The organism is Granulicella mallensis (assembly GCF_014203225.1).
Lineage (GTDB): Bacteria > Acidobacteriota > Terriglobia > Terriglobales > Acidobacteriaceae > Granulicella > Granulicella mallensis_A.
The window spans coordinates 383,671-406,056 of record NZ_JACHIO010000003.1 but is presented as its reverse complement, the minus strand read 5'-3'; the positions used below and the strand labels follow the sequence as shown (position 1 = coordinate 406,056).

20 protein-coding genes and 2 tRNA genes are annotated in these 22,386 nt (G+C 54.2%); 9 read left to right on the top strand and 13 right to left on the bottom strand.

Translation table 11 applies throughout. From position 1 onward, the window contains the following. Window positions 1-179: 179 nt before the first annotated feature. Both HDF15_RS04970 and HDF15_RS04965 read right to left on the bottom strand, forming a co-directional pair. Window positions 180-638, bottom strand: a complete 459-nt coding sequence (locus HDF15_RS04970; protein WP_184253308.1) for a metallophosphoesterase family protein — start codon at window positions 636-638, stop codon at window positions 180-182. A 4-nt stretch (window positions 639-642) separates the two neighbouring features. Beyond that, complete coding sequence (locus HDF15_RS04965) at window positions 643-1,467, bottom strand: ABC transporter permease (RefSeq protein WP_409254860.1); 825 nt, start codon at window positions 1,465-1,467, stop codon at window positions 643-645. Window positions 1,468-1,758: 291 nt separating this feature from the next. Between HDF15_RS04965 and HDF15_RS04960 the strand changes: the two genes are divergently transcribed. Genes HDF15_RS04960 through HDF15_RS04950 form a run of 3 tightly spaced genes read left to right on the top strand, consistent with a single transcriptional unit; the run spans window position 1,759 to window position 4,379 of the window. Then, a complete protein-coding gene (locus tag HDF15_RS04960; protein WP_184253306.1) occupies window positions 1,759-2,751 on the top strand; it encodes an NAD-dependent epimerase/dehydratase family protein in 993 nt (330 codons plus the stop codon). A 6-nt stretch (window positions 2,752-2,757) separates the two neighbouring features. Next, entirely contained in the window at window positions 2,758-3,564 is an 807-nt protein-coding gene (locus HDF15_RS04955) for a WecB/TagA/CpsF family glycosyltransferase (protein ID WP_184253304.1), read from the top strand. A 35-nt stretch (window positions 3,565-3,599) separates the two neighbouring features. After that, on the top strand, window positions 3,600-4,379 hold the full coding sequence (locus tag HDF15_RS04950; protein ID WP_184253302.1) for a CAP domain-containing protein: 780 nt from the start codon (window positions 3,600-3,602) through the stop codon (window positions 4,377-4,379). A gap of 18 nt (window positions 4,380-4,397) precedes the next feature. Here the strand turns inward: HDF15_RS04950 and HDF15_RS04945 are convergent, their stop codons facing one another. Then, a complete protein-coding gene (locus HDF15_RS04945; protein WP_184253300.1) occupies window positions 4,398-4,976 on the bottom strand; it encodes a carboxymuconolactone decarboxylase family protein in 579 nt (192 codons plus the stop codon). Window positions 4,977-5,104: 128 nt separating this feature from the next. Here HDF15_RS04945 and HDF15_RS04940 point away from each other — a divergent pair. Continuing rightward, a tRNA-Asn gene (locus tag HDF15_RS04940) sits at window positions 5,105-5,179 on the top strand. 319 nt (window positions 5,180-5,498) lie between these two features. Here HDF15_RS04940 and HDF15_RS04935 read toward each other — a convergent pair. Continuing rightward, window positions 5,499-6,860 carry a carotenoid oxygenase family protein gene (locus HDF15_RS04935; protein WP_184253298.1) on the bottom strand — a complete coding sequence of 454 codons (1,362 nt, stop codon included), beginning with the start codon at window positions 6,858-6,860 and terminating at the stop codon, window positions 5,499-5,501. 83 nt (window positions 6,861-6,943) lie between these two features. Between HDF15_RS04935 and HDF15_RS04930 the strand changes: the two genes are divergently transcribed. Then, entirely contained in the window at window positions 6,944-7,624 is a 681-nt protein-coding gene (locus HDF15_RS04930; RefSeq protein ID WP_184253296.1) for a TetR/AcrR family transcriptional regulator, read from the top strand. Window positions 7,625-7,820: 196 nt separating this feature from the next. Here HDF15_RS04930 and HDF15_RS04925 read toward each other — a convergent pair whose 3' ends face one another. The 3 genes from HDF15_RS04925 to HDF15_RS04915 form a co-directional block, all read right to left on the bottom strand. Beyond that, entirely contained in the window at window positions 7,821-8,501 is a 681-nt protein-coding gene (locus HDF15_RS04925; RefSeq protein ID WP_184253294.1) for a site-specific integrase, read from the bottom strand. 250 nt (window positions 8,502-8,751) lie between these two features. After that, on the bottom strand, window positions 8,752-10,314 hold the full coding sequence (locus HDF15_RS04920) for a Fic family protein (protein ID WP_184253292.1): 1,563 nt from the start codon (window positions 10,312-10,314) through the stop codon (window positions 8,752-8,754). 386 nt (window positions 10,315-10,700) lie between these two features. Next, on the bottom strand, window positions 10,701-11,144 hold the full coding sequence (locus HDF15_RS04915; protein ID WP_184253290.1) for a hypothetical protein: 444 nt from the start codon (window positions 11,142-11,144) through the stop codon (window positions 10,701-10,703). An 80-nt stretch (window positions 11,145-11,224) separates the two neighbouring features. Here HDF15_RS04915 and HDF15_RS04910 point away from each other — a divergent pair, with 80 nt between their 5' ends. Both HDF15_RS04910 and HDF15_RS04905 read left to right on the top strand, forming a co-directional pair. After that, complete coding sequence (locus tag HDF15_RS04910) at window positions 11,225-12,898, top strand: hypothetical protein (RefSeq protein ID WP_184253289.1); 1,674 nt, start codon at window positions 11,225-11,227, stop codon at window positions 12,896-12,898. A 103-nt stretch (window positions 12,899-13,001) separates the two neighbouring features. Further along, window positions 13,002-13,808 carry a hypothetical protein gene (locus tag HDF15_RS04905; RefSeq protein WP_184253287.1) on the top strand — a complete coding sequence of 269 codons (807 nt, stop codon included), beginning with the start codon at window positions 13,002-13,004 and terminating at the stop codon, window positions 13,806-13,808. A gap of 10 nt (window positions 13,809-13,818) precedes the next feature. On the opposite strand, the gene HDF15_RS04900 is transcribed toward HDF15_RS04905, so the two are convergent. From HDF15_RS04900 to HDF15_RS04890, 3 genes are all read right to left on the bottom strand, one after another. Continuing rightward, a complete protein-coding gene (locus tag HDF15_RS04900; protein ID WP_184253285.1) occupies window positions 13,819-14,289 on the bottom strand; it encodes a DUF1643 domain-containing protein in 471 nt (156 codons plus the stop codon). A gap of 271 nt (window positions 14,290-14,560) precedes the next feature. Further along, entirely contained in the window at window positions 14,561-14,974 is a 414-nt protein-coding gene (locus HDF15_RS04895) for a hypothetical protein (RefSeq protein WP_184253283.1), read from the bottom strand. Window positions 14,975-15,143: 169 nt separating this feature from the next. Continuing rightward, window positions 15,144-15,263: transfer RNA gene (locus HDF15_RS04890), tRNA-Leu, on the bottom strand. A gap of 124 nt (window positions 15,264-15,387) precedes the next feature. Here HDF15_RS04890 and HDF15_RS04885 point away from each other — a divergent pair. Both HDF15_RS04885 and HDF15_RS04880 read left to right on the top strand, forming a co-directional pair. Further along, on the top strand, window positions 15,388-16,467 hold the full coding sequence (locus tag HDF15_RS04885; RefSeq protein WP_184253281.1) for a PDDEXK nuclease domain-containing protein: 1,080 nt from the start codon (window positions 15,388-15,390) through the stop codon (window positions 16,465-16,467). After that, window positions 16,464-17,390, top strand: a complete 927-nt coding sequence (locus HDF15_RS04880) for a site-specific integrase (protein WP_311733035.1) — start codon at window positions 16,464-16,466, stop codon at window positions 17,388-17,390. Before HDF15_RS04885 ends, HDF15_RS04880 begins: the two co-directional genes overlap by 4 nt. Window positions 17,391-17,771: 381 nt before the next feature. Here HDF15_RS04880 and HDF15_RS04875 read toward each other — a convergent pair whose 3' ends face one another. The 3 genes from HDF15_RS04875 to HDF15_RS04865 all read right to left on the bottom strand — a co-directional run bounded on the left by HDF15_RS04875 (window position 17,772) and on the right by HDF15_RS04865 (window position 22,312). Further along, a complete protein-coding gene (locus tag HDF15_RS04875; RefSeq protein WP_260330850.1) occupies window positions 17,772-19,631 on the bottom strand; it encodes an O-antigen ligase family protein in 1,860 nt (619 codons plus the stop codon). 913 nt (window positions 19,632-20,544) lie between these two features. Then, a complete protein-coding gene (locus HDF15_RS04870; protein ID WP_184253277.1) occupies window positions 20,545-21,036 on the bottom strand; it encodes a redoxin family protein in 492 nt (163 codons plus the stop codon). An 85-nt stretch (window positions 21,037-21,121) separates the two neighbouring features. Beyond that, window positions 21,122-22,312, bottom strand: coding sequence for a hypothetical protein (locus tag HDF15_RS04865; protein ID WP_184253275.1), 1,191 nt, complete (start codon window positions 22,310-22,312; stop codon window positions 21,122-21,124). Window positions 22,313-22,386 lie beyond the last annotated feature (74 nt).

Here is a 22,386-nt window from a genome sequence, read left to right as displayed (position 1 = left end):
TGGCTCCACGATCGTGGAGCCATGCCCGGCAAACTTCCTCAACTTGTAAAGGATGTCTGGAGACAATCTGTAAAGGATGTCTGGAGACTAGACAGTTGAAACCCTGCCCTTCCGAGACGTGCTACAGCAACATGCTTGCACGGCTCAATCTTTCTCCCACAGCAGTTGGACGACACACCCTAGCCCTCAAACTCCACGATCTCTGCCCGTACGCTTTCTGGTTTGAGATGCAGCAGGGCTAGCGAGATAGGCAGTGAAAATCGACGCGGCCCCATACTGCCGGGGTTCAGGTAGAGAACGCCGTCACGCTGAGTGATGGAAGGCTTATGGGAGTGGCCGGAGATGACGACCTGAATCTTTGCGGCACGAGGATTGAGATCAAGGTCTTCGATCGAATGCACCATGTAAAAAAAGTGGCCTCCGAGTTCAATCGCTTCGGTCGCAGGCAGTTCAGCACAGGGGCCAACGGTGTCAACGTTGCCGCGGATCGCAGTGACAGGAGCGATCTCTCGCAGCTTGTCGAGGATGCGGATGTCGCCGACATCGCCCGCATGCAGAATGTGCTCTACCCCCGCGAGGGCTTCGAGGACCTGCGGTCGCAGAAGACCGTGGGTGTCGGAGAGCACGCCAACCAGCATGGTGTTAGAGTCCTTCCCGCATACGTGTGCGGGGATCGAGGAAGTCACGCAGGCCGTCGCCTACGAAGTTGAACGATAAGACACAGAGAGCCACCGCCGCGGCGGGGAAAAAGACCAGGTAAGGCGATTCGAACAGATGCGAGCGTGCATCGTTCAACATCGCTCCCCAGGTCGGCGTAGGGGGCTGCACCCCAAGCCCCAGAAAGCTGAGGGTGGCCTCTGCGAGCACGGCTGCGGCCATGCCTACAGCGGCTTGCACGATGAGCGGCTGCACGATGTTGGGCAGGATATGCCGAAGCATCAGCCGAAGGTCGCTTGCTCCCAGCGACCGGGCAGCCTGCACGAACTCGCGCTCTTTCATGGCCATGACCTGGGCACGCACCAGGCGTGCATAGTTGACCCAGCCCGCCAGGGCCAGCGCCAGGATCAGGTTGGTCAGGCTCGGTCCCAGGAACGCCACGAAGGCGACGGCCAGCAAGATTCCCGGCAGTGCCAGGAAGGCGTTGGTGAGATAGACGTTCACAACGGTATCGGTGATGCCCCCGTAGAAGCCTGCCAGGGAGCCCAGCAGAAGTCCCAGGGCAAGGGAGAGGCTGACCACCGCTACGGCCACAATCAAGGAGACGCGTGCGCCATAGATCGTTCTCGAAAGCACATCGCGGCCAAGTTCATCGGTGCCGAACCAGTGAGCTGCGGAGGGGGGAAGCAACCGGGCAGAGAGATTGAGTTGTGCCGGATCGTGAGGGGCCAGGAATGGAGCAAAAAGGGCGCAAGCCAGAAAGAGAAACAGGATGACAATCCCGACAGCGGCCAGCTTGTGATGTGCAATTCGATCCAGAGTCAGTCCTTGTCCTGATGCTTTTTAATCATAACTGTCTAAAGTTGAGCGTAAACTGCTGCACGATAAGATCCCTGTTTTGCGTGACAAAAAAAGAGACAAAGGGAACAAAGTGAATACATCCAACTGCGAGTATCGTGACGTTCAATAGGTATGTGCCTTGACTTTCAGAAGGGGGCACATAGACTAGAAACAGAACCACTAGCTGCAACTTGTAATATTCACTCACCGAGTTGAGATGCTTGGGCTGTCTCATGGGGCCAGAACCGAACGGAGTTTTGAATGGATTTACGCGGGGAAACGGCGGTTGTCTGCGGTGCAGGCGGATTTATTGGCGGACATCTTGTCAAAAGCCTCATTGCGAATGGGATCAAGATCGTTCGAGCAGTTGATGTCAAACCTTTGAACGAGTGGTATCAGGTCACGGAAGGGGTCGAAAATCTTTCCCTTGACCTGAAGGATAAACAGAATTGCATCGTGGCCGCCGACGGCAGTTCGCTGGTCTTTCAGCTCGCTGCGGATATGGGCGGCATGGGTTTTATCGAAAACAACAAAGCTTTGTGTATGCTGAGTGTGTTGACCAACACCCACATGCTGATGGCCGCGCAGCAGGTGGGGGTTAAGCGGTTCTTCTACTCCTCTTCGGCCTGTGTCTACAACGGCGAAAAGCAGACGAACCCCGATGTCGTGGCTCTCAAAGAGTCCGATGCCTACCCGGCACTGCCTGAAGACGGTTACGGCTGGGAGAAACTTTTCAGTGAGCGCATGTGCCGCCACTTCGAAGAGGACTACGGTCTTATCTGCCGCGTGGCACGGTATCACAATGTCTATGGCCCGGATGGCACCTGGGATGGCGGGCGCGAGAAGGCCCCGGCAGCTATTTGTCGTAAAGTGATTGAGGCGAAAAACTCAGGCAGGCATGAGATTGAGATCTGGGGCGATGGAAAGCAGACCCGCAGTTTCATGTACATCGACGATTGCGTGAAAGGAACTCAGATGATCGTCGGCAGCGAGATCGATGAACCAATCAACCTGGGATCAAGTGAGTTAGTGACAATTGGTCAACTTGTCGATATGGTGGAAGATATCGCCGGTATCAAACTGAAGCGCAACTACAATCTAACTGCTCCAAAGGGTGTGAACGGTCGCAATAGCGATAACACTCTTATTATGGAAAAGCTTGGATGGGAGCCCTCCATCCGTCTGCGTGACGGCATGGAGAAAACCTACCGTTGGATTGAAGAACAAATAGCAACCGGCGTGAAGGGCAAATAGCGGGCTATGCTCTCTAATTTACTGGATCAGGGCGAGCGTGAGTGCGTCATGCACGAGTACACAACGATCCTTGGAATCGACTTTTTTCATGGAACGGCGGCTCAGGCTGTAGATCGCATGCGTAATGGCGGTTTACTGGTGGTCCCGGCTGCCCCTGCTCTCAAGGATCTCGGATCAAACGCGGCTTACCGGGAGTCTTTGGTGAACGCGGATCTTGCAATCACAGACTCCGCCTTCATGGTTCTCATTTGGAATTGGCTGCAACGTGCTGCAATCACAAGGCTTTCCGGTTTGGAGTATCTCCGTGAGCTTATTTTGCAGCCAGATACGCGCGAGCCTGGAAATACTGTCTGGGTCATGGCAAGCCCGGTCAGCGCCAAGCATAATCTGACGTGGCTCAGCCGACAGGGAATTGATGTTCCTGCCAACTGCGTTTACTTGGCGCCGATGTACGGTAAAGAGATCAAAGAGGTAGAAGATACCGATTTGCTACAGATGCTCGAAGATCTGCGGCCTCAGCACGTCATCGTCACCGTAGGCGGTGGAACGCAGGAGCGGTTGGGTTTATACCTCAAGCGTAACCTTAGCTATCTTCCTTCAATTCATTGCATCGGAGCGGCTATTGCCTTCCTGAGTGGCGATCAGATCTTCATTCCTGTCTGGGCCGACAAGATGTATCTTGGCTGGCTCTTCCGATCGATATCGGAGCCTCGGCAATACATTCCTCGTTACTGGGACGCTCGAAAACTGTTTGCGTTGATGAAGCGCTATCGCAACCGCCTTCCTCTGGCGGACGAACTCCCTGAACTGTAGCGCCGGACTTTAGGTTTCGGCACCCTGTTTGATTTATGAAACACCTTGGAATTCTGTTGCTTGCCGTGTTCTGCTCCACCTTTGGTGGAGCTTTGCTGTATGCGCAAGCTCCCTCAGCCCAGGGGCCGGGCTCGGTTGCTGAACAATATCTTTTTAGCGCAGCCAACGCAGAGCGGGCGCAACGGGGCCTGACCTTGCTGCGCTGGGACGACGCTCTGTATCGTGCCGCACAAGGCCATGCTCGTGAGATGGCCTCACGTGCCTCTATCTCCCATCGGTACCCGGGAGAGATGGAGCTTGCGGCTCGAGGGCATCAAGCGGGATTCCGATTCAGTTCGATTGCCGAAAATGTGGCCCAGGCTTCTACCGCGGTTCGGATCCACGAGGCCTGGATGAACTCTCCCGGTCATCGTGAGAACCTGCTCGATCCTCAGAGCAATGTCGTTGGGATCAGCGTGCTGAGTCGCAATGGCCAACTCTACGCGGTACAGGACTTCGGTCGTACGGTAGACGACCTAACCTTTGACGAGCAGGAGCACACAGTTGCTTCCTTACTGACTTCCATTACCCCGTTGACGCTTCTGACCATGCAGGAGGACGCGCGCCAGACCTGCGCCATGACGACGGGGTACGCAGGTGCCATTACCCCGTCGCTTGTGTTCCGCTATACCTCGGGAGATCTGGCTGTGCTGCCCGAGATGTTGCAGCGCAAGCTGGCGTCAGGGCTGTATCACGAGGCCGCTGTCGGAGCCTGTGCACCTAAGGATGTTCAATCTTTTAGTTACTTCAATATCGTGGTATTGCTTTATCCCTAAAGTGCTTTATCCCTAGAGTTAGGCGTGGGCTGGTTCAACGCCAGCTTCAGCCAACTCCTCGGCGGTTGCAGGCTGGGTGGGTTCCATGCGGAGCATATTGTTGAAGCGATTGAAATAGTTGAAAAGGCCAATGGAAGCCATCAATTCCACAACTTCTCCTTCCGAGTAGAAGCGCCGCAGCCTTGCCATATCCTCATCGCTGTACTCGTGGGAGCGCAAGGTCATGACTTCGGCGAGGTGGATCGCCTCTTTCTCCGCCTCACTGAAGAGCGAACTCGTTTGCCAGTCCTTGAGCGCTTCCAGGTGCTCCGTGGTCCAGCCGAGTTTGAGGCTGATGGCGGTGTGGCTGGCCAGGCAGTACGTCGTGCAGTTCAACTGCGAGGTCCGTACGACGACCAACTCCTTCAGCTTTGTCGAAAGTGTTCCGGTGCGCAATACGGCTTCCATGTGCGCAATCATGGTCTCGAAGATCTGTGGCCGATGGGCAACGGTCCGGAAGAAGTAGGGGACATTGCCGCGTTCCTGCAGATAGCGATCATAGATCGTGGTGAGCTCGGGAGAAACTTCGGAGCGGTCGAGTCGGCTGATGCGTGGCATAGTACACCTCCATTCACTAACGGATGATACTGCGGAGCCTGGAGGATATTCACACTTTGACCAACACCCGCCATTTTGCTATAACAGTGAGAGCGCAGCCGTCCGGTTGCCTAGCGCGTCCCGCGTGATCCTGAGTAGCTCAATGGCAGAGCATTCGGCTGTTAACCGAAGGGTTGTAGGTTCGAGTCCTACCTCAGGAGCCATATTTATCAACCAGTTATGAGCATGATCCCTCCCCTAAAACCTAGAAATATCCCTCACTGTGGGGACTTTTGTGGGTACCCCAAAAGAATACTGTGGGTAAACGTGGGTATTCCCGAGCAAGTCGGAGATGCTGCCTGATGTCTTTGGCGCTTGCGCGTACGCCGCGAGACGGCGAGTTTACCCAATTCTCCTCGCCGCCAGGGATGGTCCTTGAGTGACTCGGCGATGATGCACGATGCACCAACTGAGGAGAACCACCAATGTCCGGATTGCCGGCCACCAATTCGGAACTGGGAAAGCGACATCCTTGACTGATTGCTAAATGTGATCAGGCACCCAATTTCCGTGGAAGCCGAAGGGCACACGCACCGGTAGCGAAATCGAAGCGACCGGTTTCTCAGAGAAAGCCTTGGCGTCCAGGATGACTACGTCTGAGGCATTCCGTTCAGCGTTATAGACATAGGACATGACCCAGCCGTCGTCTTCCTCGATCGCTCCCTTTCGAGCGATAAACACAGGTTCCAGGGTGGCACGTCCGGGACCATAGTCATGGACCTCGGTGCGGCCTGTGCTCACGTCGTGCTTGAACGCGGGGCCAAATTGGAACTCTTCATCGGTCGCGGCCGTGTACCCGAAGCGATACTCCTTTCCGCCAAACTCATCGTTGAAGCGCGGGAACTCGCAACCCCGCTCCTCAAGGACCGTTTCGGTGAGTTTTCCTGTGAGCAGACTGATGCGCCAGCGGACCAGCTTCGATATGCCCTCGCCTGGTCCGTGATGCTCTTTGTCTAAGGTGCGCGGGTGTCGTACGACATCCATCACGACTGCGCTCCCATCATCGAAAGCGTTCATCACATGAAACACATAGCAGGAGGGCGCTTCGACCCAGCGCATCTGCTTCACGTCCCCGTTTCGGGGCAACAGACCGAGCCTGGGCGTCCGCTCGGGATTCCATGCAAACGGCAACCCACTACTCATCCTTGCCGGATTGAACGTAACCGGCAGATCCAGCACGATCACCCATGTGGGTGTGAAGGCCATGTCATGGACCATCGGGCGGTGGGGTGCTGGAATACTAGCCCTGGCTTCAGCACGGCCATCCGGGTCCACCACCATGTAGGTCAATGCCTCAAGCTGCGGCTCGTAGCTCACCGCGAGAAGTTGGCCCGTGCTAGGGTCGAGCTTTGGATGTGCGACAAAGCCGTGCTCCAGCGTCCCACCCAGGTTCGACCGAGCGACACTTTCAAGGGTGTACGTAAGTTCTACGGGCAATCCGCCGGCTTCAACAATCGCATAGGTGCGGCCACCCATATCGAGAATATTAGTGTTGGCCACGTTCTTTCCGTCACCATTCCGAGGACCGCGTAGATCTGGGCGACCCAGCGCCGAAGCGTTGAATCCATCTACCACGAAGCGATTGCGATACCACTCTGCTTTGCCGCTCCGAAGACGTAGGCCATGCGCCATGCCCGTGCCAGTAAACCAGTGATAATGCTCCTCCTGCGGCATCCCTATAGGATTGGGACCGATGCGAAGGAGCCGTCCCTCCAGTTCCTCGGGGATTTTGCCTTTAACCGGTAGATCGAAAGCTGTGGTCTCGACGGTAACCGGAGCAAAATTGCCGCGTAGAAAGCGATTGGTATGAGAAAGGTGGGATACGGAATCTTCCAGAACCGGCATGGTGGGGCCTCCTCGACCTCAATGTATTAGTCTAATACATTATTCTGCGCTCCGATTGTCAAGGTAAAATTATAGGGAATCACATGACATCTACTTTGCATTCATCCGCACTCACCAACTCATCGGTTAAAGACCCGGGTGTGTACCACCACCGCAATCTTCGCTCTGCTCTGATCGCGGCAGCACGGGAAGCACTCGAAACGGTTGCCCCCGAATCCATCTCGCTCAAGGCACTCGCGGCACAGCTCGGTGTCTCGCAACCGGCACCGTACCGGCACTTCAGCAGTCGCGAAGCGCTCCTGGCTGCTGTCGCAACAGACGGGTTTGAACAGTTCACAGCGGCATTAGCAGAAGCCGCAGGCGAGGGACCCGAAAGTGAAAGGTTTGAACGCGCCTGCGTCGCTTATCTTCGGTTCGGCGGCAGGTATCCAGGCCTCTATCGTCTGATGTTCGCATCGCATCTGCTTAAGACCGCAACCGACCCCGCGCTGGAGCGGGCGTACAGGATCGCATTTGACCTGTTATTGCACCAGATCGAGAAATTCATTGCACTTAAATTGATCAACGTAACGGCCATTTGGGTTTGGTCTACCCTGCATGGCCTTGTCATGCTGGAGGCGGAGGGCTTGACCTCAGCCACACTTATCCAGAAGGTCACTCCAGCAGATGTCGTGCGGCACATGATCGCGACTCTCTCCGGAGCACCTCGCTCACCCAAAGGCAAAGAGAAGAGAACGCATAGGAAAGCGGCAACGCGGAAGTAAATCGCAACAGCCTGCAATCAGAATGAGTCTGCTTCAGCGGCTAGATCTTTGAACCATTCACTTCCGCTTGCATCATTCGCGAAGCCTGGGGCGAGCGGCTATCGTGATGGAGGGTTTGGGAGAACATTTCTGCGTTCCATCTGAGTGACGGGCTATCGGAAACCGAATCTCAACTGTTGCTAACAGGGCGATGCACTCATTGAACTCGAAGGGGTAGTCCTGTGGCGACGCTGGCGGCTTGGGGAATGGGTCGAATCCCAATGCTCTTACTGGCTATCGGCTTCGGTTTCGCGGGCTTAGTCACGAGCGATTCCAGAGCGTCGCGTTTCGCTTCCATGCGAATGTGGCTGTAGTGCTTGAGCATGTTCCGTGAGACGTGTCCGGCAATATCCATGATCGTCTGTTCGCCGGCGCCGCTCTCGGCAAGATCGGTGATGAGCGTATGACGGTGATCGTGCCAACGGCCCGTCACCTTGGCGTTTCTCCGTACAGTATCCCAAGCCGTTTTGAGCGTGGTCACGGGTCGCGTTGGATCACTGGGTCGCGGTTTCCCGAAGGGGAAGAGATACCACTCGGGCCGTGTTTCAGAGAACACCGCCTCATACCAGTCTGCGTACTCAGTCAGGGTCTCAGAGAGTGCCGAGTTGAGGGGAATGGTCCTCCCCTCGCCAGCCTCCGTCTTGCTCTTGCCTACCGTCAGGTAACCCTTCTTGAGGTCTACCTGCGCCCAGGTAAGCTGTTTAAGTTCCGCGTCACGGATACCAGCGTTTAGCGCCAGCATGATTGCCGGGTAGATGTGGGGTGAACGAGACTTCCTCGCTTCGGTCAGCATTCGATCTTTTTCGTCCGTGCTGTATGCCTTTGCTGAGGATCGCATCGATGCCACCGATGGCATTTTTCACTACATCCTTATCCATCGTCACTCCAAGGCAATTGCCGAACGCATCAATCATATCGTCCAGCCTGAGAACTAGGTGTGTGGCTCGGTAGTGATTGAATTTATAGGCCCCTGTGTTCAACGAGTGAAGAATCGCCGAGTCACTCACTGAGCGATGTGAATATGTCAGCATCATTCAATAATGGAACTATATTGACAGAGTGAGCGTTCGGTTGCGCGGGGGTAGTCATCAGGAAGACTTCGGCACAGCCGGCAAGGGCTCTCCCCCGAGACCCTTACGCACGAGGCCCGCAATGAAGTCGGCGAAGGGAACAATGTCTTCTCCGACGCTCGCACGTTCGAGGGCGCTCATGTAAGCGTTGCGATCTCCAACTGGGATCACCGTCCAAGGGTATCCACCCGATGCCAGCATTACGTTCATCAGGAAGCGCCCAATTCGCCCGTTTCCGTCCATGTATGGATGAATGTAGACGAAGAGAAAATGCCCCAGCACGACGCGCACCGCCGGGTCCGCTTCTTCGCGGAGGAGATCGAAGAATGCTGGCATGGCGTCCCTCACGGCATCGCGGTTGAGAGGAACGTGCATGGACTTCCGAATGTAGACCTGGCTGCTGCGATACCCGGCAAGGTCTGCGGGTTTCAAGATGCCAGATGCAACGCTCGGCGCGAAGAGTTCCCGATACCAAGCGCCGTGCTCTTCATCCGCAACTTGCCCCGGATTATCGCCGCGCAGAACCCGTCCAACGCCTTGCTGCACGGACTGGAACGCCAGCCAGTAGCCACGCGCCGCCATTGCGTTCCGCTGCTCACGATCTCCCTCGTTCGTCTCCGGGTTCCATGAGCCAGCGCGGACGCGCTCAATCAACTCGCGTGTGACGCGATAGCCTTCGATAGACAGCGAATGGTAAGCGTCGGTGACATAGGTTTCATTGACGCGCTTCAAGTAGGCCGCGATGTTGCGCGGTGTCCCCGGCGCTTTGGGGAATCGCTCAATAATCGGCTCCCGCATCTTCTGCCAAAGCAGCCGTATTCGGTTTACATACGGAGATGTTTCACGGGTGCGGAGAACGAGGTTTGGCCTATCGGTGAATGGATCGTTTTCCCGAACCGCATAACCGGCAGCAGTCATCGTCTTCACAATGTCATCCGCGATGCGATCGCGTCCGATGTTGCGGAAGGCTCCAGCCAGACGCCCCGCAATGATGGTGTGTCCTCCCGCCAGTAGTCGAGCCAGAAGCCCGGAGGCATCGCGGATCGTCAATAGAACAGCGCGAGCGTCAGTCGAGTTGTGGGTAAAGAAATTGGGAGAGCAGTCGATCAGGGCGGACTCCTGCGAGAAGACCTGTTGGCCGTCTACAACCTGCCGATCGGCAGCTACGGGCAGGGAGGAGCGAAGATCGAGGAGGGAAGTGCCATGCGGGAGCTTTGTGACGGCATTCCGGGCTTTCGGCGCCCTCACCATCAGTTGGCGAGGTACAGTCCAGCTACCGGCATGGAGCGACAGGGATTGTTCGGGGGAGAGGCACCATTCCGTTCCGAAACGCTCTCGGAGGTAGACCGCGCAGAATTGCCAATAAGAGGCGTACCAGGCCGTGCTCTCGCCCGTTGCGTCGTCTGGGCGGCTCGGGATGAGCCAGCCCTTTAGAACCGGTTGAAGAAAGCCTTGCGCGAGCAGCCGCTCCCTGTGCGTGCGAGACATATCCCTTGCACGAATCGCTACGGCACCGCCCGCCGTCTGGAGTTTGGCAAGAGCCTCCAGAGATTGCGCGAGTTTTTCTGACGGAGTTGCCATGTCGCTCCATTAGCTTTTTCTGCTGTACGGAAATTATCTGTTTCTGTTGTACGCTTTTTATCTTATTATGTCGATACTAGAGGCGCTGGAGGCTGCTTAGGTCACGGATTGCCGAGGGTCTACAGGCAGGCATGACTTCCCACGAGCCAACGTATCTTTAGTGGTTTTGATGGCCGGAATCCGTCCAAAGTTCACTTTGAAGGTGAGACAGAGCAAATTGACTCAATTTGTTACACGATTTGGAATTTAGCGGAGAGGGGTGCCCGACGCCTCACGCCAGCGGAGGAAGACTTTGGCGCGAATGGAGAGAAAGTATCATTCTCGTCGAATTGATCGAAGATGTGATCGAGTTCGACCGCAAGCGAAGTTCAGGGCGCAGCCAGCTACTAGTCATCATCCCATTCGCAGTCGCAAAGCTCCGATACCTTAGGCGGGTTGGCGCGGAGGTTGATGAACAGATTGTCGTGACGCGCGAAGTCGAACTTAAAGTCCTTAACCTTCGGATGGTTCAGCTTGATCTTGCCTTCCTTGAGGTCCCTCAGTAACGCGATTTGATTCAGTTCCCCGTCCGGCAGCAACATGAGACCCCAGCAGCAATCATTGTGTGAGCGCTGGTAACGCTTAACGTGCTTCGGGAACTCGATATCGGCAGTAACGAGCATTGCTTTCTCGCGCTGGCAGAGGTCGAGTACGAAGGGAAAATCGGGCGTACCCTTCCGCAGGCCGCACTCCACTGTCGTCCGCGAATCGGCGGGGAGATAGGGTTTGAGCGCAGCGCTCAGGTCCTCGTCGATGATGAATGGCTGCTTCTTCTTGCTCATCAGTGGCATGATTAAAGAATAAACCTCCTGCGCAGTCGGGGGTCGTGTTGCGGCCTGTGAGGAGATGGACGATGGCGTCCCCACCCGAGATGAGATATTGGCTCAATTGGTCTGAGCTGACCGGCAAACCGAAAATCACAATTGAGCAATACCGGAACGCTCTTCGGCAGTTTCCTCGAAGCGAAATCTTGATCGCTTGCGCTCGATTCAGCATCATCTTCGGCTTCGGGCCGGACGCGAACACGGTCGCGTCGCAGGAAGCTACGGAATACTGGGCACCCCTTCTCTTCTTCCCGAACTTGGCACCGCGCGCCCTAGCGTTCGCAAAGCAGGGGCGCCCGCTCTTCTTCCAAGGACAGGTTCGATTCCTGGCGTCTGAGGCTATGCGTCTTGACCCGGCACATCCGGAGGATGGCAGTAAAGTGCATGACTACGCACTGGGCGAACTGCTCCTGGCCGCGGGCGAATTGATGCACAAGGTGCCCGTAGACCGCCCCGTCGAAGAACTCGATACGATGGCTGAAATTGTCGCGAACTTCATTCCGACGTTTGAGACCGACTCCATCACGGATGCTTTCGTTCTGTTCCTGCGCTTCTACATTTATCTGACGATCATCATCCCCTCGCTACCCGCGAATAAACGGCTTTTTGACGTGGATGCCGAGTTCGAAAAGGTGTTCGGCTTTCCGTTGGATCTGTACACGAAGTTCGTTCACACCTTTACAGCGCATGCCCTGTTACAGAGGGAAGAAACTAAGCTCGGCGATGTTCCCGAAGGCAGCTTGGGAATTTCGTGGTTCAAGCGGACAAATCTCACTGAGGACCAGGTGAGCCGTATGTTCGATACGGTCTGCTGCCGGCTCAGCGACCTGCCGGATACCAAAAAAGTACATGGCTATGCCGATTTCGAATTTCTCAAGAACAACCCCTACCTGCGCATCGATGACAAACTCTACGCGATCGATTACGAACATGCAGTCGCAAAGCTGGAGAGCGGGGCGTTATGGCGAGTAGCCGGGACGATGGAGAAGAATCGACGTCTCCAATACTTCAGCTTCTGGGGAGACGTTTTCGAGGGCTACGTTAACTGGCTTTTGGACAACTACGCGAGCAAAGCGCTGAACAGATGCTTTCCGGAGCCACACTACCTCTCTGGTAAAGACACGAGACCCATCTGCGATTCAATGGTGATCTGTGGTTCTACGGCAGTGCTGATTGAGGCGAAGCTCGCCACATGTCGTGCCGATGTGCGTTACTCGTGCGATAGAAAACTGATTCGGGAATATCTGGATACGAGACTCGTCGATGGCACAAACCGACCTGTCGGTGTTTCTCAACTCGTCACGGCGATCAACAGGATCACACAGGGACCGAAAGATGAGCTTCCGGAATGGTTGCGCGGCATCAAAAAGATCATGCCACTCATCATCACCCGCGATGACATCGGCTCAAGCTGGATGACGAACGGATACCTAAACGCGCGATTCCAAAACATGCGTGGGCCTCGGAACAAGCGGTTCATCATAACGCCTCTGGTCAGCATGAACATTGCGACGCTGGAGCGAGCCTGTTCAGCCCTGCAAAAGACGGCATTGAGCGACATCCTTCAAGATCGTATTCGCGAAGATACCTTCCTCGGCCGTCCTTTCGAGGCCGCGAGCAGCCACGTCCCGCGAGGCACCCCGCGAAACTTCCACGCACATATTGCCATCATGAAAGAACTCGACGAGAAAATGAGACTTGAGTTCGATCTGAAGGATTAGCACTCCGCCGCTGGCCGCCTGCGCTCCGTTGCCTCGCAATTTGCGCCCAGGGTCTAGGATGGTTAACCGACCCACCGGCGTCACAGAAGGCTGACGGAACGACATGGCAATTGATAACGTTTACGACGCGATAGATAAGCAGTATCCCAAGGGTGACGGCATTACGTCCGGCATCATGAAGGTGCTCGACGCCGGAAAGGCCCTCGGCAAAGTCTCGCCGCCGATCTACGGCTTTTTTGCATTCCTGAATTCCATGTCCGCAAAGGCCCGTCAGGAACGTGCCGAAGCGTTTGTAAGCCAGCTAGTTGAAGACATGGTCAAAGTGCAGGACGCTATGGAGAAGATGCGAACCGACATCAGCGAAGTTCAATCAGCAACGCGCCTATCGCTCGAATACGACACGGAAGAATTCGACGACAAAAAGCGCGGACGTTATCTAACCGTCATCACTTCGTCGATCACGAGCGAAACGAGGATCAACGGCCTAGTCAGTTTCATTCAGGACGTTGAAAAGCTCGGCGAACGGGATTTGATCGGTCTGAAAATTTTGAATCAGGTTATGAACAAGAATGGAGACTGGAACGAGCAGGCATCGCCATCATACGCAAATCCTCCTAAACTCCATCCGAACACATTCATCCAACGCGCGCAGGAACTGTCGCTCCAAATGGCTATGGCTTTGACCGGCAAGGACGGCGCTGGCAATACCTTCAGCCGCGAGGAAGGTCTCCAGATATGCCTTCGCTTGCAAGGATTCGGCCTGGCGGAGATGATCTCCGTTTCCTCTCGGGAGGTTCCCATCAGCAACTACGCCGCGCGACTCACGACGCGGGGGATGATGTTGCTGAAGCTGTTGGGAGAAGATGTGCCGAATTGGAAACAGTATTTCGGGCCGGACGGCGTGCTCTAGCGAGTGGGCCTCAGGACCATCTTTTCGGTTGAAGCGCAGCCGCCAATCTGCTGGGGTGTGAGGGATGACCCTGCTTCGTGAGCTTCAGGTAGTGGAGATCAATGCCGTTCTTCGCCGTGTACTCATGGAACTCTTGTGCTCGTCCTCGATGATCGCCATGGTTGCCCCATGCTGCGATAACGATGTCCGCTTCGCGGAACATCTTTGACAGGTGCTTCTTGTTTTCGGGACCGACAGGATCGGCTGCGACCTTAAGCTCAGTCGGGTATGTCGTTCGGAACGCGAACAGGTTACCGACCACAAGCTTGTCGTATCCCCATGACCTCACATAGGTGATGCACCGGGTAATCGTGGAATCGTCAATCGTCGCGTCTGCCTTAGAAGGGTTCAGCATGATGAAGACGCAGGTTCTCGATCCAGATCCAATTCGACGCTCAAGCCGATAGCGGTAGGAGCCACACTTGGAGATGATCGCACTCATTTTTATATTCTCTCCACCATAGGGTTTGGGCATCCCCATTTTACGTGTGATCGCGACCTGATTACCCGTTCACCCCTCCTCGACGAATGGCTGGCCAGCCGATCCTCGTCGTCGGCACCCACTTCGCCGCGCCCACCGCCGGCCACGGTGTCCGCGACGGCGCAGCGTTCAGGTTTGCTGTGTAAGGGCGGCGTGCCCCACTCCCGCCGTCGGAGCTGCTGTTGCATGGGTCGTGGCTCAACGGAGGTGATCTTGTCCAGTAGCTGCGCGGTCATCCATTGTCAGATTGTTTGAGAATCCTTGTGGCCCGCAACATGATTTGCTCTGCGGCTTCTTGTCCGAGCAGTGCCTTAGCAAACAAAGAGAACTGGATTGCCCGCATGGCGATCGGCTTGGCAACCAACTTGAGGTCGTCTTCGGAGAGGGTTTCGAGATCGGCGAGTACGTTTTCGGTTTCAAGATCGCAGAACGCCCACTTCAAGGCGGAGATGACCCGCCAAACGTATCTTTCTTCGAGCGGCAGTTCGGCTAATGCGGCCAGGTAAGGCGCTGTGTCCTGCCCTCCGATATGGGCCTTGAGCAGCTCCAGATACGGCCTCATCTTTTCCGAACGGACGAGATCTTGGGCACCGGCCTCTTGTTGCAACGCACTGGTTGGAATGCTTTGCGGGGTGGGGCGCATCATCGGGTCCGAGTCATAGCTTATACCGCCCATTTATACGGGGGCAACCCGTTCGGTTGGCCCCTGCAAAAAACGAAAGCTGGTTACAACCACTACAAAAACCCACTACAGTGACGAAAAAGAAGGCCAACCGTTTCGGGCTGGCCTTCTCGTAAGTCCTTTACTTTCAGATTGGTGCGGAGGAGGGGACTTGAACCCCTATGCCTTGCGGTGCTAGCACCTCAAGCTAGCTTGCGAATGGAGTGCAGATCGCGTGACCATTTGACGGGACGAGCCATTGAAAAACCTCAACTTTGCGACACTTTCAGGATACCGGGATTATTGGCACACCTGCCAATAACTATGATAACGACTCTTGATTATTACCCACGATAATGTCACTTATCGTGGGTAATTTGCATGCTACCCTGAAATCGATGAAATCCGCTCTTTTGCCGCCCACAGGCTATCCCGAGTTCCTCCAAGAACTCAAGACCCGTATCCGGGGCGCCCAGGTTCGCGCTGCCCTCGCCGTTAACCGGGAGCTGATCCTGCTCTACTGGTCAATAGGGCGGGACATCCTCCTTCGGCAGGGAATGGAAGGCTGGGGCACGCGGGTGATCGACCGCCTGGCCCATGATCTCCAGAATGAGTTTCCTGGAGTCGAGGGCTTCGGGGCAAGAAGCCTAAAGTATATGCGTGCTTTAGCCGAGGCATGGCCGGAAGAGGCAATTGTGCAACAGCTCATTGCACAATTGCCCTGGGGCCACAATCTCCGGGTTCTGGATAGGATTAAGGACCGGCGAACTCGCGAATGGTATTTGCGCGCCGCCTTCGAACATGGCTGGAGCCAGAACGTTCTTGTCCACATGATCTCAAGCCGGCTGCACGAGAGGGAAGGGAAGGCGCTCACCAATTTCGAGCAAACCCTGCCGCCGCCTGATTCCGACATGGCCGAGCAGATCCTGCGTGATCCTTACAACTTCGACTTCCTGACCCTGGCCGACGATTTCAAGGAGCGGGAGCTCGAACGCGGACTGCTCATTCATCTCCGCGATCTGCTGCTGGAACTCGGTCGCGGCTTCGCGTTTGTTGGAAGCCAGGTGCCTCTACCAGTCGGGGACCAAACGTTCTATCTGGATCTGCTCTTCTATCATGTACGCCTGCACTGTTATTTTGTGATCGAACTCAAGACTGGAGAGTTCAAGCCGGAGTATGCTGGCAAGCTGAACTTCTACCTGTCGGCCGTTGACGGGATCATGAAATCGGACCGCGACGACCCGACCATAGGGTTGCTGCTTTGCGAAAGCCACAACGAAGCGATCGTTGAGCTCTCCTTTAAGAACTTTCAGAAGCCGATCGGCGTGTCTACTTATACGGTCACACGGGAGATGCCGAAGGCACTGGAACAAGAGGTTCCCTCGATCGAAGACCTCAAAGGAATCGTGGAAAAGCTCCGCACGGAACTTGCTGCAGCCCGCAAGGCGGATCAGGCTGAGCCGGAGGAAGGGACGTGAGCGACCACGCGTTGCTACTTTCTCCGAACCACAATGCCTCGCCGGAGCCGGTCGACCCACGCCTTGTTGAACTCAAACAGATGGTTCTCGACTCGGTCGTTTCGCCGCATTCCAAACGCAATTATGGAAGAGCTCTCGACGGGTTATTTGTATTCTCTGCCAGCCGACCTCTCACCCGGGCACTGCTGATGGAATGGCGAGCCAGCATGGAAAAGGACTCCCCTTCGACCGTGAATGTCCGGCTCTCGGCCATGCGCAAGCTGGTCACCGAAGCCCGACGGAATGGAATGCTCAGCGCGGAAGAGGCCTCCAATCTGACCGGAGTTCCTAATATCCCGGAGCGAGGAACTCGCCTCGGCAACTGGCTCACGCGTGAACAGGCGAAGGAGCTTCTCGCGGTGCCCGATCGCTCCAAGTTAAAGGGCAAGCGCGATTATGTGATTATCGCTCTCTTGGTCGGGTGCGCCTTGCGCCGACGGGAACTGGCCTCGCTGAAGATCGAAGACATCCAGCTCAGAGAAGGGAGGTGGGTGATCATCGATCTTCGTGGCAAGGGGGGCCGCATCCGCACGGTCGCAATCCCGATCTGGATAAGACAAGGAATAGACGCCTGGACTGCGGCAGCCAAGATCGAGAAAGGCAATCTGCTCCGCCCGCTTTCGAAATCGGGCAAGATTGTTGGAGACGAACTCGGTGACTGGGCGATCTGGTCAGTAGTTGAACAGTCATCGAAGCAAATTGGCATCGAACACTTCGGCGCCCACGACCTCCGCCGCACCTGCGCGAAGCTCTGCCGCAAGAACGGCGGCGACCTGGAGCAGATCAAATTCCTGCTCGGCCACTCCTCGATCCAGACCACCGAACGCTATCTCGGTTCCGAGCAGGAGATCGCCGTTGCCGTGAATGACAATTTGGGACTATGACTTTGGCGATGTACAGAGTCACTACCGATAGGGAGTTCTTTGCGATATAGCTGCGATAAGCGTTATCGCAAAAAGTTTGCGCCAAGATGTAGGGTGAGGAATTGTTTGTCGTAGCTTTTGTGGAATTATTTGTCGTATGGCGCCGAGTCTCAGGCTTGGCCGATGACAAGGCTATTGCTTTTCAAATTATCTGGCGAACTTTTGTACTAATTATTCGGCGCGCTGGCTACAAATCTTGGTAAGAAAGTGTGAGCCAGAGCACATCTTTGAGGAAGGATGTTTTCAAACCCTTCTCGAGGTCAGCGGGACACATCAGGAACGATAGTGCGCCAGATAATCCAAACAAGAATATGCCAACTAATTAGCAAAACGACAAAGTAGTCATCGATTCAGAGGGGGGGTGCTCTTGCCGACTCGTACGAAGCAGCAAAATGATAAGAATCCTTGTGGAAGCACATCATCATTCACAGCATCGCGATCCGTGACGCCATATAAATACTCTGCCCGCATCGAATTCGACGAACGCATCCCAGCACCGATTCGCCATTCTACAGCCGCTTCACAAGGGTCCCCCAGTTCCCCTTGTTGTATAGCAACTTGACACAAGCCCAATCGCGCAGTGCTCGAACTCGGGTTTAAAAAGAGTGCTTTCTCGTAATACATGCGCGCTTCTGTATAGTTTGCCTGCTCCATCTCATATCGGGCCATGAAGCACCAAGCTTCAGGCAGATTGGGTATAGCCGTAACAGCAATCCGTAACAACTCATACCCTTCATCCTTCCGTCCAGTGATGAAATATAGCGCTCCTAGTCGGGCTAAGGCCAATGGGGACTTGTATCGGTCATATTCCTTCGAGGTCTTTTGCACCGCTGTTGCAAGCATAGCCTCCATGCAATTCGCACACGTCGCCCGCAAAGACACAAACCAACTGGAATAGACCAAGACAGGTGATTGAGAAATAGCATTTGCGCCTGAACTGATTGAGTCATCGCGTTTGCCGGCTAGGTCTTCGAGAACTGAAGCGCTCACCTGATAAAGCGGTGTTGTTGGCGACACAATTCTTGCTCGAGAGACCAGCCGTGCAGCCTCCTCCTTCTTTCCTTTTGCTTCTTCAATCCAGGCAAGATTATTCAAAAACGAGGCATCATTGGGGTTGAGCGCTAGAGCTACTTGGTATTCCCGTTCTGCACGATCTCTGAGAGTCATATCCTCTGAAGAGGCTGGTCGCCCATTCGCGATTGACCGATTCGAATCGTCCCATGAATCGCTCTGAACCTGACTCTCCAAAGCGAGACCATAAGAAGCGTGATAATACGCACTTCGAGGTTTGAGCTCAGCACTAACTTCGAACTCATGGGCAGCTGATAAAAAATCGCCCGAGTGAAGCTTCTCCGAACCCGCAACGAAATGGGTGGCTGAGACCCTTTCCGAACGCATAAAGAACAGGCTAGCGATGATCACAGAACCACACACGGCCATGTATGATGCCGACCACGACGACGATGCTGAGTATTTGTTATGGATGCTTGGCCTAGCTGATGGCTGCGTAGTCCACGCTAATACAAGCATCGAAAGAAACGCTACTTGATACGATCTGAACAATGATGAATAGAACAATTCCCTAGTAAGAAGACTGTACATTCCTGCCAGGCAACAGATCGAAAATGTTGCAGCGTTCCTATCGTTGGTCTCAACTGCAAGCCCAATATGAGCAGAACGCAACTGCGCTATGATAAGTAACAGGAACAGGATTGCGAAGGGGACGCCATACTCCTCTGCCAGTCCAAGTAAGAGATTGAACGGTCTATTTACGACGGCGTCTTGCGTCACCCCTCTCTCGAAGTCGTTGTAAGAACGAGCAAAAGTATTTGGACCGGTCCCTAGCCATGGGTGCTGACTGATCATTTGGAAAGTGTTATGCCATATGTGAAGACGACCAGAGGCGCTTCGTCTCTGCGATTCCGTGGAATGCAGTTGCAAGGTATTTGAGAATCCGGCATTAGACATACCTTCTGCGAATATGCACGCGAGTGCGAAGGGCACCAGCCACTTCCACACATCCATTCGATACTTGGCGGCGGCAGTAAGACCCATTGCGGATCCGGAAACAACAAAGACAAGCGCCATGACGAATGCCGCGCGTTCGTAAGTTAGAAATATACAAACTAGTATGAACGTGACTGCACAGCCCGATAGCGCTCCCGCTATCCTACGCCAACCATATTTATGGAATAGAGCCATAGGAAATGGCAATATGGCAGCCAGCAGGACTAAGGACTCTCCGAGAATTCCGCTTGGCAGAAGCGATGGAAGCCGATGTCTAATGTCTGTCGGGTTTGCGAAACCAAGATCTTTTGCTGTTTGCAAGATTTCGAGTGCATGCGAGAGTTGATGGCGACAGAATATGCAGGAAACGACACTCACCCCAACCGCGGTTGCAAACCGTACTGCTACCGACAGGTTGGAACCGAGTATGAGCCTGTAAAACGCTAGCGAGCCTGCGAGGCAAACAAAAGCACCCCATCCCCCCCCAGGGGCCCTATTACATAGGGCGGAAGATAAACCGAGCAACAAACCGAGCAATAGAACGCCATCGCGCACACATTTCGACTGGATGTTGTTGAAATCTATCATTTCCTACGCGTCGGTCGGGACAGGGCAGAATACCCAGCTACGTTGCTAATTCGTCGATAGAGTCGGCTGCACTTTGACGAGCCTCTAACAGAGCTCCTAGCATAGCGCTTTTGGAATTTTCAAATGCCTCTACACTAGGAGCTCTCTATGGGTAGGTATTTAAGTTGGTGCAGCGGAAGACGCTATTCGCAAATGCAAGGCTGCGAGGAACTGCAGTTATCGCAAGTGCATCCAACCGTGTTGCCAGCGGAATCGTATACAGGGCAACCATATTGGGTTTGTTGGGCCATCGCTTTGGTTGCTCCGGTGAAGAGAAGTCCAGTGCACAGCAGCATTGAGGCACCAAACAATGGTAGGCTCATCTTTCTCATTTTGGTTCTCCTTATCAAAATTGGAATTGTTGATATTCAATAAATTGGCAAGCCAGTCCTGCAGCACCTGTACAGGGAACACTAACCGCAGATCATCAATGGGAAATCTACGCGATATCTCCGTACCGCTCGACGTACTGAAATAACCCTTATTCCCCCCGTGCGACGATAGCTTCAACTCTTGCGATGAACGGCTGACGAGCATTCGCATCGGGTGCGGGAGCTTGAGCTGCCAGAACCTTGAAATTCTTATCCACCAAGACTGTAACAGGTGTTTGAGGAGGAATATTCATTTGCTTCGATAGTTCGCCCTGCTCATCAAAATAAGTGTGGTACGGCAACGGGTTGCTCTGCATAAATGAAGCTAGTTCGTTTGACGCCGTATGAATGTATATCAGGTCAACCTCAAACCGTTCGCTTGGTGTCGTTTTAGCGATAGAAAGCCAGTCGCCCAACTCATCGAGACATGATGAACAGTCAGCGGCTGTAAGGAAAACCAACAATCTCTTCGGACCATTTGCTGATGCCTTCAATTCGACCGTCGTTTTCCGTGACACATCATAGAGCGATACCGACGACAACTTGCCAATATCCATCTCGGTTTCACCGTTTGCCTCCACAATATCAACGCGCTTCGCCATAATACTGAAGCGCCACCATCCGGCCGCGAGCACACAAAGAACGCTTAGAGAGCACAATGCAACAATAGTAAGTTTTCGACTGGAGTTAGATTGTGAAACGGCCATATGTGAGTTCATGGATATCCTCTGCTGAACTTCCCGGATTGTTCGTAAATACAGCCATACCGTCGCTGTTTATACCAAGCAGTAGATTATTTGTTTCTACAACTTGAGACGGTTCCGAGCTTCCGTTTTTAAAAACCGCAATGGTGTAGCGAAGTCCGTGATGAGACTCGTATTCCACGACCGTGGCACCGTGGTAGCCTGCAAGTGATCTGATCGGCGTATACTTGAGATCCCAGGAAAGTACCGACTCAAGTCCCCTCTGGTCCTTTGTCAAAGGTGTAGGCGGGGGAATGAATCCCGGAAGCGTCAACGGAACGTCATCGACCTTTGAGTCAGATTGATTGATCCGATGCAGGATTCGGTCGAACTCGAACATAAAGTACTGGTTCTGCTTCTCGTCGGTTGTCAGCAGAGGAGTGTCAACCGCTACATAGTTCGCCTTGAGCCACTCGGTGGGCAGTTGATAGATGGAGGATTGAAATTCACCATTGTCGCTGTATACATGCACGAAGTCGACAGCTTTACGTTCACCGGATATCTGAAGATGATTCCCGAACAAAAAAAACTTACGCCCTATTTTATCGTGACGGATCCCAGTCGCTGAAAAGCGTTGTACGGAGTAAATAAACGAAGACGAAAGATGTTGATCGTATCCGTAAATATTTACGCGGTGGTCTTCGAAATCTGCAACCGCAAATCCGCTCCCTGTCGATGCTACCGACCATGGGATTTTATACTGACCGGGTCCACGTCCTTTGGTTCCCAACTCGCCGATATCTGATCCGTTATTGGCGAACAAATAGACACCGGGACCAGAAGAATCGAGTACTGCAAATTGCCCGTTTGACTCAAAAGCTGCTCTTGAAATGTCTTTCATCGGTGAAGGAGAACAGCTCACTTTGTGTTCATCAGCAAGAATTTTCGGAAGTTGGTCTCTGCTGGCGTTACGATCAGCAATGTCGACCATTCTTCGATAATCTTCCGGCATTTCTCTACGATATTTATCGTCAGGATGTTGTGCCGATCTGCAAGAAGACAGAAAAACCGCTAGGATCGCAACTGACACCATGCCAATATGCTGAACACTCACTAGACGATTGTTCAGATATCTCGTCTGGATCGCGCAAACTTTCATCTTCTGAGGCTCCACAAGTGAGGGATGACGTTTCATCGACGCCGCATCGATAAGGCATTGGACTGGAGCAGCGATCCGCGTCCACGCTAGATATTGCAACCGCAAACGAT